The organism is Pseudoalteromonas sp. NGC95 (assembly GCF_015864705.1).
Classification (GTDB): Bacteria; Pseudomonadota; Gammaproteobacteria; order Enterobacterales; family Alteromonadaceae; genus Pseudoalteromonas; species Pseudoalteromonas arctica.
The window spans coordinates 43,509-59,104 of record NZ_JADYWR010000011.1 but is presented as its reverse complement, the minus strand read 5'-3'; the positions used below and the strand labels follow the sequence as shown (position 1 = coordinate 59,104).

Here is a 15,596-nt window from a genome sequence, read left to right as displayed (position 1 = left end):
ACTTCACCTAATACCAATCAGCAATAATACTTAATCATTTTGCGGGGCTAAACGTGTCGCTACCTGTGTTAAAAAACTTTCATTTACGACTGCATGGATGCAGAAGGTAGAGCAATGCAGGAGCAATTGCCGAGAACAACCAAATAGCGAATTTTTTGCCTAGCTATCAACACGTTTTTCTACCCTCAAAATAGATCACTTAATTAAGCGAATTGGTATAATACAAAACCCACAACTCTTAACTCTTAAAACTACTTATGCTGCTTATTTTGATGTTCGTGGCTGTCATTGCTGTTATTCGTTTTACTTTCTTTGTTATCAACTTTTTGAATGGGTTGATTACGAACACACATTAAGTCATCAGCCATATATTGGCAGCTTCCTATATATAAGTCGTTATGCCCACCCTGATACTGACACGATTGTGACTTTTGCTTTTCAAAGCATGCTTTCACTGCTATTTGATTAAGAGGCTGAGAATGTGCTGCCGCATAACCACTTAAAAGTAATAATGAAGGAGCAAGTAAAACAAACAGTGACTTATATTTAATAGTCATAACTTTCTCAATGCTTTGGTGGTGGTTTATTACCCGGTGGCGGGCCACCTGCTGCTCTTACAGACTCACCATGAAGGCAGCCAATAAACAAATTTTCGCTCGGGCTGGCAGCATGATAATGATAGCCTCTGGTTTCATCTGTTATACCACGGCATTCGTCGAGTGACTCTTCATTGCCTTGTGCATCTTTCATTGCGTAAATACCGTAACCGTCAACGGCATAACCTATTAAAGGAGCGTGTCCATCAGTACTTGGAGCTGAATTGGTACATCCTGTTGTTGAATGATAGTGATAGCCTTGGTGCAGGTTATATGCCCACCGCAGTCGTCAAATGCTGCAATTGTATAACTGCCCAAAATAGCATTTATAGGTGCAGGGCCTGAAAGTTCAGTACCATCAAGCGCTAAGCCCACGGTATGGAAACGGCTGGATTTTTTACTCACTATGGGTGTAGTCGGAATTAAATACGTAAGCGAAAAATAATCTTCTAAATAGGATAGTTCGCATTCAATACAATTTTGTTTGTATTGTTCTTCTACATCTGGGCGTGCAGCACCCGAGCAAGATTCTTTTGTTGCTGTATAACGAACTTTATTTGTTTTTGCGTCATACAATACCCATTTTTCATCGCCGTAGTATTCATCTAACTTAAGAATAAAGTCGCCAGTTAAGTCGACTAGCTCTCCTTTACCTTGTTTATCAAACCAAGTACCTGATACATCAGCTCCGTCTGTTGTGCTGCAAGGGCAAAATGGGCCAGGGTCTCTGCCTGCAGGTGCACCTGATGTAGTAAACTCATAACAGGTTGTTTTAGTACTTGCTGGGTTTCACAATCAACAATTTTAGGCTCTGTAATAAAAGCCTCTTGTTTGAACATAGATAGCTTTATTGATTGATTTGCTTTTTGCGCCTCACTAAGTGAGCTACTGACTTGCTCGGTATTTTTGTTAGTAGATGAATCGTTGCAACCACTTAGAGTTAAAGCTGTTGCGCTAACAATGATTGCACATGCGCTATAATTTTTTAAGCCCATTACTTGTATCCTTTTCGGTATAGGTTTTGGCGTACTTATACTGTGGCATATTACTGGCCAAATGTGTAAAAAGTATGTAAAACGAGTGAATTTAACACATGATAAAATATGTTTTACAGCGAATGGTTACTAAAAAACATTTTTAAATTTAATTATTTTTTGTGTTTTGAATCAATAAACAATGCGTATGGGTAATACACAATAACTAAAAATGTTAGTGTTTAGCTATCGTTCAAATACAGTTGAGAATTACATATGAAGTTTTTAGTCTTTTTAGGCACAGTACGCGATAGCACTCCACCAAAACCAGCTCGCTTAGGCTTAAGGGTTTCTAGGGCTTGTATAGAATGCTTAACAGAGCATTTTGGCAGTCATGAGTTTGAGCTAATTGATGCGTTGGATTTTCCTAGCGAAAACGTATTTAAACCACACTTTGCATACGCTAAAAGTAATGCACCTACAGAGCTCACTCTATTAGCTGATAAAATTAAAGCCGCAGATGGTTATATAATGATTAGCCCTGAGTACAATCACAGCATGAGTCCAGCCCTCGCTGACTTACTTAATCATTTTGGTAGCTCACTATTTTCGTATAAACCAAGTGCAATAGTAACTTACTCAGCAGGACAGTGGGGTGGCGTAAGAGCGGCCATTAGTATGCGCACATTTTTATCTGAACTTGGCTGTTTGCCGGTATCGGCGATGATCCACGTGCCAAAAGCGCAAGATGTGTTTAGTGAGGATGGCAAACCTGTTGCAGGAGAGAGTCAATCATCGTGGTTTAATTATTTCTCACGTACGTTTGGCCAACTAATATGGTGGGCGCAGGCTGCTAAAGACCATACCGAGGTGGTTGACCCGCAAAGTTTGCTAAAAAGCTTTAAAACAGATCCTTCTCAGCGCAATGCACCTTAATACCCGCTAACTAATTGTTTGGATTGATTATAGAAACATGGCTGTATATAGTGGTATCATTAACACTACATATTTTTAATAATGCATAATACCAATCCGCAATAATACTTAATCAATTTAAGAGATTAAATCGCTAACGGCATTAAAAATTTTTGATATAGAACAACTAAATAACGAAATTTTTGCTTTGTTATCAACACGGTTTTCTTGCCTCAAAATAGATCACTTAATTATGCGAATTAGTGTAAGAAACAAGGAAATTGTGTCTTGAAATATCTAGCCTTACTAAGTGTGCTAACGCTTAGTGCATGTAGTTCTGTTCCCCATAAAATTGAAATGAGCCAAAGTACGGCTGCAAATATGAACCTTATCGCTTTAACTGAGCAAAGTGCACAAAGGGTGTTGCTGGCACTTACCAGTTTCATATTAAAGCGGCGGGAGCTCAGGGGAGTTGGTTGTATTTAAATACAGAAACTGATTATCGCGACAGGCGTTCAATTACGGTATCAATACAGCCTAATGTGGTAGCAGAGCTTCAAAGTAAATACGGACAACCAGCAGACACCTTTTTTATTGATAAAACAATAGAAGTAACAGGCGAAGCTAAACGAGTAACTATCGATTTTACGAGCCGTGGTAGAGTCACTAATAAATATTATTATCAAACGCACATAGCTGTGTCATCAATTAAGCAGCTTCGTGTTATTGAAAGTTAGTAAAAAGCAATGCACTGTATTTATATACAGTGCATTGTAAAAAGCTTGCTTTGAGCTTTAACGTTTACACTTAAATTTACTGTTCTGGCGCTACTTTAGCGCTGTTTTATTCAACGATTTCAAAACTCCTATTTAACCTATTGTAATCTCATTATATAAAACTAATAATTAGTTAGTTTTATAAATTTGAGTACCCGTATTGAAAGCTAAAGAAATCCGCAACTTTTATATCAACGAAGAGCAATCTGTTTATTTGCTTTCGCACCGCGATGCTAAAAAACACCGCCAGTGGCTTAATATTTGTATTAAGCAGTTAACACTGCTGGGCTACAAAAACGTTGAAATGATTGGCTCAGGTGCTTTTGGTTTTGTGTTTGCAGGTGATGACGATAACGGCTTACCTTGGGTATTTAAGTTTTCGCGTATTACGCTTGCCCAAAGTGTACGCGACCGCTTAGAAGACGAAGCGTATATGCTTTCGCAGATTAATAACCCCTTAGTGCCTACCTTTTATGCTTTTGAGCGAATTAAAAAACAAGGGATTTTAATGATGGCGCGCGCCATTGGAGAGGACCTTGAAAAAGTATCGCTTAAAACAGGGCGCTTTAGTGCCGCGCAAATAATGACGCTAGCTGTTAGGTTACGTAATGTGTTGGTTGATTTACGTAGCCATAAAAATGGCGTTAGCCCACAACCTATAGTGCATGGCGATATAAAGCCTTCAAACCTTGTATGGGATGCAAACACTGATGCGCTGTCGTTAGTGGATTGGGGAAGCTCTGTGTATGCACAGCTCGATAGCGATGGTAACCCTGTTGCGAGTAACTTTATGGATTTAATGTCGGGCGATTTAAGTACAACTAATGCGCGTATGGGCGATGTGTACTTTATTGGTGAAGCACAAATGTCGGGGGAGCAGTCATCCCCACGATTTGACGAACAAGGTGTAGCCGCTACGTTGTATGCGCTAGCGTCGGCGCAGTCGTGTCGCTTTGGTGCGCAAGCCATCCCTGCAAGCAGCTTAGGGCTCCCAAAAGAACTGGCTAAAGTGATTGATGGCATGCTATCTAAAAGTAAGGCACAACGTGATGGTGCCGGTGATTACTTTATGCGTAACATTACAACTATGGCTAAAGCGTATTTACCAGAGCTTGATAAAAAACAAAAAAAAGCAGATATCCCTTTTTGGTATGGCAAGGCCGAGCAGCCCGACACGGTGGTATATAGTTCACGAAAACAGTTTTTACGCCAGGCCGATCATAATCAGCAATTACTAGATATAAACGACGCGCAACTTGACCGTTATTATAAAGAGTTTTTGTTTGATACAGGCGATAACGAAAAAGCATTTTTAGCATCAATAAGCCGATTAGCTAAGTACCCTGTTGTTGGTGGGCTTAGTTTTCATTGGAAGGATGAGTCGATGTTTGTTGAATCGTCTTTAATTATGCATGACGAATCATTGGGTGATGCGTTTAGTGATGCAATTAATAACACGGTGATGCTTGCGCAAGCGATTAATCAAAAAGGGTTATTTAAGTGTTGTTTGTTTGATGCCCGTAAAACCATTCAACTAGAGCGAGATGGCACGGGTGCATTTAAGTTTGATAGCCTACCAGAGCTTGAATACGAAGTTGTAAGCATGAAGGCAAACGACATAACCCGCCCGCATTCATACTTTGAAGACGGTAAAGACCCTGATGAGCAACTACAGCTACCTAAAAAAGTTATTAAGTGCGTATTTGAGCTTAACCAAATTCATCATACGGGGTGTATTATTTTTGAAGCACTACCGGACAGAATGAAGATTCACCATTACTACCGCTTACTCGATTCGAGTAAAGAGGTTGAGTTTAAACGCCTTCTTAATAAACTAATGCAATACGCGGTAAATATTACGGACGTTGGTGTTGCGGGCTTTATGAAACTCCCATATAAAAACACCCGTGAGTTTAGTTTATGTGAGCAGCAAGAAGAGCATTACTTTCCTAAAAATCCTAAGCTTGTATCTTTATAGAAAGTACTTAAATTAAGAGTGCTGAATGAAAAGACAAAGATAAAAAAAGAGTACAAGTTTGTTTAACTTATACCCTTTGCTACTTAATTATTTAGGTAAGTATTACTAATTATTAAACACCTTACTAAAGGGCGATGTTGGTGATAGCTCAAATTGATGAGTTAGTTTTTGCGTTTTATTAGCCGCTGTTATTTGATAATGCTGCTTGTGTTCATTGTTACTAAATAGCTTAACGTTAAAGTTAACTTTGGTTAATTTACTGGGCAAAGAGTAGCGCCCTGTAATGGTTACTTGGCCTATATTGTCGCTTTTATGTGTATGCGACGCTTCTGGGTTTAGCAAAAGTCCGTCAATAGTAAATTTATACTGATGATCCGCTAAATAAACGTTCTTTTTAACTCGCTTAGTTATTAGCTTTTTATGAGCGTTAAACTCAACTATTGACACTTTGCCATCCTTGTTTTCATCAACCCCCTTAAAAGCCGACATAGGGATTGAAAGCACAATAAACACGTTATTATCAACAAAATTCAGCGTACCGTGCTCTGCAACCATTAAATGCGCGTTTGCTAATGTTGATGTGCTCAATAAGCCCAATGTGGTCACACTTAACAGATAATTTTTCATATAAGGCATAACTTACTCCTAATTAAACTTCGCCTTTAACGCAGCGTTGAAAAAACGGGTAAGTGTCTGTTGCGTAGTAGTGGTATATCCCTTGAGGAAACTCAGGTGTTACGCCAACGCGGCCATTACATTCATCTAAATCACCAGAGCCTGCTACGTATTCCCAATCTTGTGCAAATGTACCTAATGGGTATATATCGGTAGAAGGGCGGTTTGCGCTTACAGATGTTATGTGTTGGTAGCTACCGGTCATTACGGTTAACGCTGAAGTTGCATCATTTGAGTCTAAATAGCCGTAACGTGCATAAATAGGAAAGCCGTCTGCTGCCCAGCCTATTAGAGTCATAGTGGAGCTATTGCCACCTCGCAGTGTTACAAAGCCTTCAGGCATACCATGATAATGATATGTGCCATCGGGTTGTACGTGTGCATTGTTGTCGTCTGTTCCAAAACTAAACGTGTCTTGGCTTAAGGCTTCTATATTCCAATTACCGCTGTTGTCGCCTAAATCACAATCGGTGCCTGAATCATCGCAACTTCCGCCTGTGCCGGCGTCTATTTTAATGCCATTAAGTACAACGCCTATCATTCCACGAGGGCCACCAAGCATGGTTGCTTGTGTTGTTTCTACAGGCTCAAGTGTGTAGCTTTCATTTACTGATTGTTCAGAAATAGTATTTGGGTTATCGGCATTAGGGAATGTACCTACTTCGTGATCAGGTATGCCATTAGCTACTAAGTCACGTGTAGTTCCTGTGCATGACCAATCTGCAGCGCTGGTGGCTTGTACTGATTCTGACTCGTTATATTCACTGTAGCTATATTCACAAAACACGCCTTGGGTTGAGCTACTCGTACCTGTACCGTTATCTGAGGTGGTTGATGATGAATCTGTAGTTGTTGAGGTATCAACTATGCCTTCTCCACCTCCGCAAGCAACTAACGATAAAACAACTAGAGCCAAGGTGCTTAGCTTTAAAGCATTTATCCTATTTCGATTTTTATTATTAAGTGCGTATTGTTTCATTGCTGCCTACCTGATCAATTAAGTTACTCAAACAATAATCAGCAATTGTGCAAATAGTGTGTAAACAATGATGACAAATTAGCAATTATGTAAATAGGCGGAGTATTTAAGCTAAGTTGAGATTTAACTTTATGAGATTGTGTTTTATTTTAAAATTTCAAAAAGTTAAACTAATGCCAAAATAGCTAACATAAAAGGCTACCTTAATGGCTAAAACAAAACCTGTAGTGACGTTACAAAGTCACGGTATTTACTCTAAGTGGGATAGTGAAAGTAAAGCGTTGCCACAAATAGAGCAATTTACAACAAATGTAATAGCTGAGGTAGATATTGAGTTTGGCTTAATCGTAAATATCAAAAAAGGTAAAGGCGAAAAGCTTCATTATTGTATTTACCATCCTGATATTCCAGGTAGTAACGGTGATGTGATGGACCCTTTTGAAGGCGATGTATACGTTAAAAACAGTGATTGGAACTTTTATTTAGGCGATACACTTTGGCTGCCAATAGAAAATAAATTGGGTGATTGGCGTATGACGATTGAGCTAAATGGAAAAATTATTGCTGATAAAACTTTTAATGTGGCATTAGAGGCGCAGCGCACTGAAACAGACTTTTGGAAAAATCGAGGATATTAATTGTTATTTATTGGCTATGTAACGCGGATATAATTGAAGTTAATGAGAAAATAGTCGAAGAACTATTTATAAATAGCTCTTCGACCTTAAATTAGTAAGTTTTTAGTTACCCCAAGGGTTACTAGAATTAGAACGCTGCTTACGATCGCGAGCACGTTGCTTAGATTCTTTTTTCTCTACAATACGCTTAGCATCAACAAAACTAAGCTCACACGGCTCCCCGGGTTTATGATCAGCTGGGATCACACGATCTCGTGGCGGTAATTCGTATTGAACATCATCAGGCTTAGGTAAGTTTTTAAGACGATAAAGGTAAAAGTTATCTACTTTTTCTTGTGCCCATTGTGTTTTACGTAAAAATTTAACCGCAGACTTAACATCAGGATTATTTTTAAAGCAGTTAAGTTGTAAATAAGCGTGTAGGAGTTCCCACCCGTATTGTTCAACCAGCTCTTCAACCACTTGTTCTAATTTTACGCCTTGCAGTGGGTTATTACTGAAAAGTTCTTGGTTGCTCATAGGTGTTGCCTCATTATTAAAATACAAATTGCATTATAAGTTTTATCTATAAGTTTTGATACTCTAAAATCTACACATACAATGAATTGAAAGATAAAATTTACACGTGTTTAAATAATCGGTAATATTAAAAAGCTTTATAAAATACGGCAAGATGCCAATTTATAGTATTAAAGATTAAGGAATATTACGAAATGGGACTTTTTAATAAGATCAAAACTCAAGCAAGCACTATTGGCTCAAATATTAGTGACTCTACATCAAAACTAAGTAGTGATATTGCTACTTCAGCAAAAGAAAACGCAAAACTTTCATCGATTCGTTCAGAAATCACTTCAATCGAAGGTCAGCTTAATATTGGTTACAAAGATATTGGTAAAAAATATGTTGAGAACCTTTTAGCTAACCAAGGTGAAAATGTTGAAGTTGCTTTACAAGAGCCTTTATCAAGAATAGAACCTCTTTTAGAGAAAAAGATTGAGCTTGAAGATGAAGCCATTGAAATCGAAAAGAAAATAAAAGATCAAATTATAATTCAAGAAAAAGCAATTTTTCAAAAAGAATATGATCAAGAAAAAGAGAAGTTAGAAAAAGCAGTAAAACTTGATGTTTTATCTAAAGAAGAAATGGAAGAAAAGTTAGCTAAAGCACGTTTAAAACTAGATAACTTTGACAACATTCGCAAGCTTAAAAAGCAAGAAGAAATGGGTTTGATTACTAAAACAGAATTAGCTGAAAAATTAGCTGCATTCGGTGCCTAGTTAAACGTTTAAGCCACATATTACTATGTGGCTTATTATTTAATTAACTTTGGCAATTAACTACAACACGACCACGAATTTTACCTTCCATAAGTTGCTCTGCGTTATCGATTACGTGTTCGAGTGATATTTCTGTCGAAATTTTATCTAAATAATCAGCGCTTACTAATTTAGCTAAACGATCCCATGCTTCAATTCTGTCGGCTTTAGGGCGCATTACGCTATCAATTCCTATAAGAGATATACCACGTAATATAAAGGGTGCCACCGATGCTGGTAAATCCATACCTTGTGCAAGTCCGCAGGCGGTTACTACGCCACCATATTTTAATGATGCACAAATATTGGCAAGTGTATGGCTACCTACTGAATCTATTGCCGCTGCAAATCGCTCTTTTTGCAAAGGCTTACCCGGGTTTGAAAGCTCATTTCGGTCAATTATTTGTGAAGCGCCTAACTCTTTTAAATACTCACTTTGATCTAATCGACCCGTAGCTGCTGTTACGTTAAACCCAAGCTGGTTTAATAAATAAATAGCAAAGCTGCCTACGCCACCATTGGCACCTGTTACCAGTATTTCGCCAGATTCAGGCGTAATACCTTGTTTTTGAAGTGCTATAACACTTAGCATAGCGGTATAACCCGCAGTGCCTATTTGCATTGCTTGTTTTGGTGAAATACCTGCAGGCAAGGGGATTAACCAATCGCTATTAAGTGCTGCTTTTTGAGCAAGCCCGCCCCAATGTTTTTCACCTACACCAAAGCCATTTAATATTACGTTATCGCCGTTTTTAAATTCATCGCTGGTGGAATTTGTAACCGTACCCACTAAATCAATACCTGGCACCATAGGAAAACTGCGTACAACGGGGCCTTTGCCAGTAATTGCTAAACCATCTTTATAGTTAAGTGTGCTGTATAGCACGTCGATAGATACGTTTTCGTTTGGTAAATCACTATTTTCGATAGTTGATAATGAAGCGCTATAGTTATTATCTTCTTTATTAATAACAATGGCTTTAATTGGGTTACTCATGGGATATCCTTTTAGACCGATCGTCTTTTAATTGGTAAATAAAAACGCATTAGGTTAATAATGCGCGTAAAAACATTTCTGTATACAAAGTAAGTGGAGTATTTGATTTTGTGAGCTTGGCGCGCATAACAGCACCTTCCCAACCAATCCAAAAGTACTCACTCATCAATTTTGTATTTACATGGCTTGCAATAGTGCCTTGTTGCTTAGCTTGATTTAAGCAAACCTCTACATGGTTTTGCCAAGCGGTGTAGCTTTGCATTAATCTGGTTTTAAACTCTTCACTTAAATGGTTAAGCTCTTGATTTAAGTTACCGACTAAGCAGCCTCGTTTGTAATCGTATTTTTTCATCCCTTTAATTGCGCTTTGAGTAAAATTAACGATTCGCTCAAGTGGGGGAACATCTTCTTGCTGTAGGTAATGGGTAAGCTTGGCAATAAAATAACTGTCGTATGCATCAACTAACGCAATACCGTAGGCTTCTTTACTTTTAAAGTAATGATAAAAAGAGCCTTTAGGTACAGCCGCTTTTTTTAAAATAGTATCGAGCCCCGTGGCGCTAAAACCAAATTCAGTTAGGGTTTCTAGGCCCGTGCGAATAAGTAACGCTTTTGTATCGGCGTTTTCTCTGGCTATTTTAGGTGGGCGACCACGGCGTATTGGTGTTGATGTGTTTTTGTTCATGAACTCATATTAGACCGATCGACTTTAAATAATCAAGTATAAATTTAAATTGTTTAAAAATAGTTCAAATTTAGGGGCGGGCTACTAATTTAAGATTAATGAAATAAAAGTGTCACGATTACATTTTTGTTTGGAACTTAGTCAATATTAGTCGGTCACAATTAAAGCACACAGGTGCTTTTTAGCGATTATTAAATCGCCAATTTGTTATTACGAACCGGTCAAATTAAATGTTGTATGACCACTTACTTTTTTAAATGTTAATTCATTTTTGCATCAGCAGCTTAGTTAAAGTCAAACAATTTAATTGCTTTTACAATTTGAATTTTACATTTTTATTAACTATTCATTAAATGTAGATTTCACTAATGCTACACAATATATAAATAAAAAGGTGAGGATATTACCGATGAAGAGACAGAAAAGAGATCGTTTAGAAAGAGCTCATTCTCAAGGTTTTAAAGCAGGTTTAGCAGGTCGCTCAAAAGAGCTATGCCCTTATCAACAAGTAGATCCAAAATCAGAGTGGTTAGGAGGTTGGCGTGAAGCGATTGAAAACCGCAACATGTACAAAACCTAAAATCAATAATCGAATTTAAGCAAAAAGGCCTCCACATTGGAGGCCTTTTTGTTTATGCGTTTAAAAATTAAAACGCACTAGTGTCTTGGAATAAGCCCACTTTTAAATCTTTTGCTTCGTAGATTACTCGGCCATCTACTTCTACAGTGCCATCAGCAACGCCCATAAACAATTTACGTTTAATTACGCGTTTCATTACAAGACGGTAAGTTACTTTTTTATTAGTTGGTAAAATTTGGCCAGTAAATTTAACTTCACCCACACCTAGCGCACGACCAAGACCAGGGCCACCAGACCAACCTAAGTAAAAGCCAACTAGTTGCCACATAGCATCTAATCCTAAACAACCTGGCATTACTGGGTCGCCTTTAAAATGGCAATCGAAAAACCACAGGCTAGGGTCAATATCAAGCTCAGCAACAATTTCGCCTTTACCATGAATTCCGCCATCAGCAGTAATAGAGGTAATGCGGTCCATCATTAACATGTTGTCACTTGGTAAACGGCAGTTGCCTTCACCAAACATTTCACCTTGACCACACAGGATCAAATCTTCTTTTGTATAGCTATTTTTAGGTTCCATAACACTTATCTTCGCTTAGAAATTGCCAAGTACTTTAGCGTACACTTGTACGCTAAACAACTCGGAGCAGTTAAAAAATCAAAATATTGCATATTAAATCATCAATCAATCAGCGCGATTGGTTTTTGCACTATAAAACCGCGCAATTACAATCAGAAATCATTATAATTAACGCTGTCTTATAACCAGTCTAAAGGAAGTTTATGATCCTTTTTGTTAACTCACTAACTGTGATTGATTTTTCTTACTTATGTAACAAACGCGGCGCCGTTGGCGAGAGCTGGATTGTTGATTTAACTTTGCACGGTAAACTTAACGAAGAGTCTATGGTTTTAGACTTTGGTTTAGTTAAAAAGCAAATTAAAGGCATTATAGATGAGTGTATTGATCACCGTTTAGCAATTCCTACGGGCCTTAATGGCACTGTATCTGAATTTGACGAGCATAAAACACTCGATTGCACATTTGGTGAAAACAACCACTTAGCTATGAGCGCTCCTCATCAAGCTTATTGCATGATTAACGCAGACGAAGTAACTGTTGAATCGGTTACTGAATTTTTAATTGCGACTATTTTACCGAAGCTACCAGATAACATTGAAAAAATTGAGCTGTCTCTTAAGCCTGAGCACAGCCAAAGCTTTTACTATCATTACAGCCATGGCCTTAAAAAGCATGACGGTAATTGCCAACGTATTATTCATGGGCATCGTTCTCAAATTGGTATTAGCCTAGATGGCATCTCTATGCCGCGCTTGCAAAAAGAATGGTCTCAAAAGTGGGAAGATATTTACTTAGCCACCAGTGAAGATCAAATTAACGCACCTGATTTAAAACACATAACAGCCAAAGCGGGTGATGTATGTTTTGCTTACACGTCGGCACAAGGCTATTTTGAAATGGCGATTAGCGAATCCCGTTGCGACATTTTACCAGTAGACACCACTGTTGAATGTATTGCTGAACATGTAGCTGGCCAAATTAAAGCCCAATATCCAGAAAAAGCAGTGAAAGTGACTGCTTATGAAGGTGTTGGAAAAGGATCGATTAGTTATGTTTAAAACACTTTTAGCAACAGCGCTTGTTGCCTCTGCTAGCTTTAGTGCTATGGCGCTTGAGTTAAAAGGGCATTTAACACAAGGCGGTTTAGTTACTGGAAAGCTAGAAAACGCTAATTCAGTAAGCTTAGATGGCAAAAGCTTAAAACTTTCGCCAAATGGTGACTTTGTATTTGGTTTTGGGCGTGACGCTGAAACGACTCATACTTTAAAATGGGTAGATAACACGGGTAAATCGCATTCTCAGCCGCTAGCCATAACTAAGCGTGAATATGAAATTGATAAAATTACCGGCGTGGCTAAGAAGTATGTTTCACCGGCAAAAGAAGTCAGTGCACGTATAAGCCGCGAAGCAGTTGCTGTTCGTAAAGCGAGAGAAGTAGACTCTGATTTACTGTACTTTTTAGATCCTGTGTTAAAGCCTGCAGAAGGGCGTATATCGGGTGTTTATGGTAGTCAGCGCTATTTTAATGGCGAACCTCGTCGTCCGCACTTTGGCTTAGATATTGCGAATAAAACAGGCTCACCTGTTTACGCGCCTATTAGTGGCACAGTGGTTTTTGCTGAACCTGATTTATACTACTCAGGCGGTACATTAATTATTGACCATGGACATGGTATTACCTCAACTTACATTCATTTGAGTAAGCTTGATGTAAAAGTAGGTGACACAATAACGCAAGGCAACAAAGTAGCTGAAATTGGTGCAACAGGGCGTGTAACGGGTCCTCACCTAGATTGGCGTTTTAACTGGAAAGGCGAGCGCCTAGATCCAGCATTACTAATGCAAGATACATTAGCAAACAAAAAGTAGAGATTATGACTGACGTAAATCGCGATGAAATAATTGCTCAACGCATTGAAGATTCAACCACATCGGTAACTAAAACAGTGTTTCCAGGGCGTACCAATCATCACAATACTTTATTTGGTGGTGATGCACTGGCGTGGATGGATGAAGTGGCATTTATAGCTGCTACGCGTTTTTGTCGTAAACCTTTGGTTACCATATCTTCCGATAGAGTTGATTTTAAAGAAGCGATACCAGCAGGTACTTTTGCAGAGTTAATTGCTAAAGTAGTCCATGTAGGTAACACCAGCTTAAAAGTTGATGTAGATATACTATTAGAAACTATGCACAGAGATGATAAGCACTCTGCCATTAGTGGTAGCTTTACGTTTGTTGCAGTCGATGATAACCACAGACCGACTCCGGTAGTATGCGACAAAATGATTTATGGTTTTGATTAATTTAAAGCTTTAAATATGCGGTAAAGTAAATTTATATAAGCACCTTAATTGGTGCTTATATAAAACCCTCAAAGGAACACATCATACTGATATTCATTAAATATAACCTCAACAACAGAGTTAATGTTAACTAAAAAAAAGTAATCAAACTGGGAGAGAATTGATAGGGGTGAGAGTTGTTGGATTTGGATACTAAAAAGGTATGCTTTTAACATACCTTTTTGGTTATCTTCAGCTTTTAATTACACTTACGTAAATACTTTTTAAAGTACCATTGCTGCAATCCAGCCAAATATCAGCAGCGGAATGTTAAAGTGAATAAATGTTGGAATAACAGAGTCTCTAATATGGTCGTGCTGGCCATCTGCATTTAAACCTGATGTTGGGCCAAGCGTTGAGTCTGAAGCAGGGGAGCCTGCATCACCTAAAGCGCCCGCAGTACCAACAAGTGCAGCGGTAGCCATAACAGAAAACCCGAGGTCTAAACACAAAGGAACAAACAAAGTTGCAATAATAGGCACTGTTGAAAACGAGCTACCAATTCCCATTGTAATTAATAACCCGACTAACAAAATAACACCGGCGGCCAAAGGTTTATTACCATCAAAAAGTGCGGCTGAGCTGTGTACTAAGCTCGCTACGTCGCCAGTAGCCTGCATAACCGATGCAAAGCCTTGTGCCGATATCATAATAAAACCAATCATCGCCATCATCGCAACGCCTTTACTAAATACGTCGCCGTTTTCTTCCCACTTAACTACACCAAATACACTAAATATCATTACACCTACTAAACCGCCTAAAATCATTGAGCCACTTAGGTTTTGTGCAACAAGTGAGGCAAGTACCGCACATAGCCCTACAATCATTACTTTTTTAGGGTTTTCTACCTCGGCCGATTTACTCTGAGTTGTTAATGGGAGCTCGGTGTATTCGCGGCGTTTTTTGTAGGTAATAAATACCGCAATAAGTAATCCTATAAACATGCCTAATGCAGGAATAATCATCGCCATAGGGACTTGTGTATTTACAATGTCTAAGCCGTTATCGACTAGATTTTTATGCAAAATAGAATACAAGTAAATACCACCAAAACCATAAGGCAGCACCATGTAAGAGGTTGCTAATCCAAATGTTAAAATACACGCTATAGCACGCCTGTCTAACCTTAACTGATTAAAAACCACGAGTAACGGCGGGATTAAAATAGGAATAAACGCTATGTGTACAGGTACTAAGTTTTGCGAAGAAATTGCACAACCTAAAATAATTAATAAAATGAAGTAACTTAAAAACGTTTCATTCCCGCTGCCTTTAGCATTTACTTTAGCAAGTAACTTATCAGCGAGAATGCGTGTTAAACCCGACTTAGAAATAGCAACAGCAAAAGCACCGAGCATGGCATAACTTAGTGCAATTTCAGCTCCGGCAGAAAGGCCAGAATTAAATGCATCAACACTTTCTTTTATACCCAAGCCTGCGGTTAAACCAGCAACTAAAGCACTTATGATCATGGCAACAATGACGTTAACGCGAGCCAGAGATAGCCCGAGCATTAAAATAACGCCTATAACAACAGCATTCATAGTATT

General features: G+C 38.5%; 20 protein-coding genes. 9 read left to right on the top strand and 11 right to left on the bottom strand.

The features are described from left to right. Nucleotides 1–251: 251 nt before the first annotated feature. From I6E70_RS11760 to I6E70_RS20685, 4 genes are all read right to left on the bottom strand, one after another. The gene (locus I6E70_RS11760) at nucleotides 252–557 is read right to left on the bottom strand and encodes a hypothetical protein (RefSeq protein ID WP_197188775.1); all 306 of its coding nucleotides are present in this window, start codon (nucleotides 555–557) and stop codon (nucleotides 252–254) included. A 7-nt stretch (nucleotides 558–564) separates the two neighbouring features. After that, the gene (locus I6E70_RS20695) at nucleotides 565–864 is read right to left on the bottom strand and encodes a YHYH protein (RefSeq protein ID WP_231620108.1); all 300 of its coding nucleotides are present in this window, start codon (nucleotides 862–864) and stop codon (nucleotides 565–567) included. Then, nucleotides 786–1,172: a hypothetical protein gene (locus I6E70_RS20690; protein WP_231620106.1), complete on the bottom strand. Its 387-nt coding sequence runs from the start codon at nucleotides 1,170–1,172 to the stop codon at nucleotides 786–788. The genes I6E70_RS20695 and I6E70_RS20690 overlap by 79 nt, the downstream gene beginning before the upstream one ends. Nucleotides 1,173–1,234: 62 nt before the next feature. Beyond that, complete coding sequence (locus tag I6E70_RS20685; RefSeq protein WP_231620105.1) at nucleotides 1,235–1,591, bottom strand: hypothetical protein; 357 nt, start codon at nucleotides 1,589–1,591, stop codon at nucleotides 1,235–1,237. Between the two features lie 255 nt (nucleotides 1,592–1,846). Here I6E70_RS20685 and I6E70_RS11750 point away from each other — a divergent pair, with 255 nt between their 5' ends. From I6E70_RS11750 to I6E70_RS11740, 3 genes are all read left to right on the top strand, one after another. Further along, nucleotides 1,847–2,506: an NADPH-dependent FMN reductase gene (locus I6E70_RS11750; protein WP_197188774.1), complete on the top strand. Its 660-nt coding sequence runs from the start codon at nucleotides 1,847–1,849 to the stop codon at nucleotides 2,504–2,506. 455 nt (nucleotides 2,507–2,961) lie between these two features. Next, a complete protein-coding gene (locus tag I6E70_RS20680; RefSeq protein ID WP_231620104.1) occupies nucleotides 2,962–3,222 on the top strand; it encodes a hypothetical protein in 261 nt (86 codons plus the stop codon). Between the two features lie 199 nt (nucleotides 3,223–3,421). After that, nucleotides 3,422–5,239 (top strand): protein kinase domain-containing protein, encoded by a 1,818-nt coding sequence (locus tag I6E70_RS11740; protein ID WP_169060968.1) that lies wholly within the window; start codon nucleotides 3,422–3,424, stop codon nucleotides 5,237–5,239. 105 nt (nucleotides 5,240–5,344) lie between these two features. On the opposite strand, the gene I6E70_RS11735 is transcribed toward I6E70_RS11740, so the two are convergent. Together I6E70_RS11735 and I6E70_RS11730 are read right to left on the bottom strand one after the other, a co-directional pair. Next, nucleotides 5,345–5,875, bottom strand: coding sequence for a hypothetical protein (locus I6E70_RS11735; RefSeq protein ID WP_197188773.1), 531 nt, complete (start codon nucleotides 5,873–5,875; stop codon nucleotides 5,345–5,347). Between the two features lie 13 nt (nucleotides 5,876–5,888). Then, nucleotides 5,889–6,893 (bottom strand): YHYH protein, encoded by a 1,005-nt coding sequence (locus I6E70_RS11730; protein WP_197188772.1) that lies wholly within the window; start codon nucleotides 6,891–6,893, stop codon nucleotides 5,889–5,891. Between the two features lie 206 nt (nucleotides 6,894–7,099). Between I6E70_RS11730 and I6E70_RS11725 the strand changes: the two genes are divergently transcribed. Next, entirely contained in the window at nucleotides 7,100–7,531 is a 432-nt protein-coding gene (locus tag I6E70_RS11725) for a DUF3859 domain-containing protein (protein ID WP_197188771.1), read from the top strand. Nucleotides 7,532–7,633: 102 nt separating this feature from the next. Here the strand turns inward: I6E70_RS11725 and I6E70_RS11720 are convergent, their stop codons facing one another. Further along, the gene (locus I6E70_RS11720) at nucleotides 7,634–8,050 is read right to left on the bottom strand and encodes a VF530 family DNA-binding protein (RefSeq protein WP_007582761.1); all 417 of its coding nucleotides are present in this window, start codon (nucleotides 8,048–8,050) and stop codon (nucleotides 7,634–7,636) included. A gap of 194 nt (nucleotides 8,051–8,244) precedes the next feature. On the opposite strand from I6E70_RS11720, the gene I6E70_RS11715 reads away from it, so the two are divergent. After that, the gene (locus tag I6E70_RS11715) at nucleotides 8,245–8,811 is read left to right on the top strand and encodes a hypothetical protein (protein WP_007582760.1); all 567 of its coding nucleotides are present in this window, start codon (nucleotides 8,245–8,247) and stop codon (nucleotides 8,809–8,811) included. Between the two features lie 43 nt (nucleotides 8,812–8,854). Here the strand turns inward: I6E70_RS11715 and acuI are convergent, their stop codons facing one another. Both acuI and acuR read right to left on the bottom strand, forming a co-directional pair. Continuing rightward, the gene (gene acuI / locus I6E70_RS11710; protein ID WP_197188770.1) at nucleotides 8,855–9,847 is read right to left on the bottom strand and encodes an acrylyl-CoA reductase (NADPH); all 993 of its coding nucleotides are present in this window, start codon (nucleotides 9,845–9,847) and stop codon (nucleotides 8,855–8,857) included. Between the two features lie 49 nt (nucleotides 9,848–9,896). Beyond that, nucleotides 9,897–10,532 (bottom strand): acrylate utilization transcriptional regulator AcuR, encoded by a 636-nt coding sequence (acuR, locus tag I6E70_RS11705; RefSeq protein WP_024589313.1) that lies wholly within the window; start codon nucleotides 10,530–10,532, stop codon nucleotides 9,897–9,899. Nucleotides 10,533–10,941: 409 nt separating this feature from the next. Between acuR and rmf the strand changes: the two genes are divergently transcribed. Further along, nucleotides 10,942–11,112 carry a ribosome modulation factor gene (gene rmf / locus I6E70_RS11700; protein ID WP_002960897.1) on the top strand — a complete coding sequence of 57 codons (171 nt, stop codon included), beginning with the start codon at nucleotides 10,942–10,944 and terminating at the stop codon, nucleotides 11,110–11,112. A 67-nt stretch (nucleotides 11,113–11,179) separates the two neighbouring features. Here rmf and fabA read toward each other — a convergent pair whose 3' ends face one another. After that, on the bottom strand, nucleotides 11,180–11,695 hold the full coding sequence (fabA, locus tag I6E70_RS11695; protein WP_007582756.1) for a bifunctional 3-hydroxydecanoyl-ACP dehydratase/trans-2-decenoyl-ACP isomerase: 516 nt from the start codon (nucleotides 11,693–11,695) through the stop codon (nucleotides 11,180–11,182). 203 nt (nucleotides 11,696–11,898) lie between these two features. On the opposite strand from fabA, the gene I6E70_RS11690 reads away from it, so the two are divergent. The 3 genes from I6E70_RS11690 to I6E70_RS11680 are packed head-to-tail and all read left to right on the top strand — an operon-like array spanning nucleotide 11,899 to nucleotide 14,004. Then, nucleotides 11,899–12,756, top strand: a complete 858-nt coding sequence (locus I6E70_RS11690) for a 6-carboxytetrahydropterin synthase (protein ID WP_007582754.1) — start codon at nucleotides 11,899–11,901, stop codon at nucleotides 12,754–12,756. Next, complete coding sequence (locus tag I6E70_RS11685) at nucleotides 12,749–13,567, top strand: M23 family metallopeptidase (protein ID WP_197188769.1); 819 nt, start codon at nucleotides 12,749–12,751, stop codon at nucleotides 13,565–13,567. The genes I6E70_RS11690 and I6E70_RS11685 overlap by 8 nt, the downstream gene beginning before the upstream one ends. A 5-nt stretch (nucleotides 13,568–13,572) precedes the next feature. Beyond that, nucleotides 13,573–14,004, top strand: coding sequence for an acyl-CoA thioesterase (locus tag I6E70_RS11680; protein ID WP_008169421.1), 432 nt, complete (start codon nucleotides 13,573–13,575; stop codon nucleotides 14,002–14,004). Nucleotides 14,005–14,267: 263 nt separating this feature from the next. On the opposite strand, the gene I6E70_RS11675 is transcribed toward I6E70_RS11680, so the two are convergent. Next, a complete protein-coding gene (locus tag I6E70_RS11675; RefSeq protein WP_197112794.1) occupies nucleotides 14,268–15,590 on the bottom strand; it encodes a Na+/H+ antiporter family protein in 1,323 nt (440 codons plus the stop codon). Nucleotides 15,591–15,596: the final 6 nt, after the last annotated feature.

Coding starts and splice junctions, on each gene's coding strand:
- acuI (WP_197188770.1), bottom strand. CDS start 9,847: ATGAGTAACCCAATTAAAGCCATTGTTATTAATAAAGAAGATAATAAC.
- I6E70_RS20685 (WP_231620105.1), bottom strand. CDS start 1,591: ATGGGCTTAAAAAATTATAGCGCATGTGCAATCATTGTTAGCGCAACA.
- I6E70_RS11735 (WP_197188773.1), bottom strand. CDS start 5,875: ATGCCTTATATGAAAAATTATCTGTTAAGTGTGACCACATTGGGCTTA.
- I6E70_RS11715 (WP_007582760.1), top strand. CDS start 8,245: ATGGGACTTTTTAATAAGATCAAAACTCAAGCAAGCACTATTGGCTCA.
- I6E70_RS11675 (WP_197112794.1), bottom strand. CDS start 15,590: ATGAATGCTGTTGTTATAGGCGTTATTTTAATGCTCGGGCTATCTCTG.
- I6E70_RS11760 (WP_197188775.1), bottom strand. CDS start 557: ATGACTATTAAATATAAGTCACTGTTTGTTTTACTTGCTCCTTCATTA.
- I6E70_RS11725 (WP_197188771.1), top strand. CDS start 7,100: ATGGCTAAAACAAAACCTGTAGTGACGTTACAAAGTCACGGTATTTAC.
- I6E70_RS11680 (WP_008169421.1), top strand. CDS start 13,573: ATGACTGACGTAAATCGCGATGAAATAATTGCTCAACGCATTGAAGAT.
- I6E70_RS11720 (WP_007582761.1), bottom strand. CDS start 8,050: ATGAGCAACCAAGAACTTTTCAGTAATAACCCACTGCAAGGCGTAAAA.
- fabA (WP_007582756.1), bottom strand. CDS start 11,695: ATGGAACCTAAAAATAGCTATACAAAAGAAGATTTGATCCTGTGTGGT.
- I6E70_RS11685 (WP_197188769.1), top strand. CDS start 12,749: ATGTTTAAAACACTTTTAGCAACAGCGCTTGTTGCCTCTGCTAGCTTT.
- rmf (WP_002960897.1), top strand. CDS start 10,942: ATGAAGAGACAGAAAAGAGATCGTTTAGAAAGAGCTCATTCTCAAGGT.
- I6E70_RS11750 (WP_197188774.1), top strand. CDS start 1,847: ATGAAGTTTTTAGTCTTTTTAGGCACAGTACGCGATAGCACTCCACCA.
- I6E70_RS11690 (WP_007582754.1), top strand. CDS start 11,899: ATGATCCTTTTTGTTAACTCACTAACTGTGATTGATTTTTCTTACTTA.
- I6E70_RS11730 (WP_197188772.1), bottom strand. CDS start 6,893: ATGAAACAATACGCACTTAATAATAAAAATCGAAATAGGATAAATGCT.
- acuR (WP_024589313.1), bottom strand. CDS start 10,532: ATGAACAAAAACACATCAACACCAATACGCCGTGGTCGCCCACCTAAA.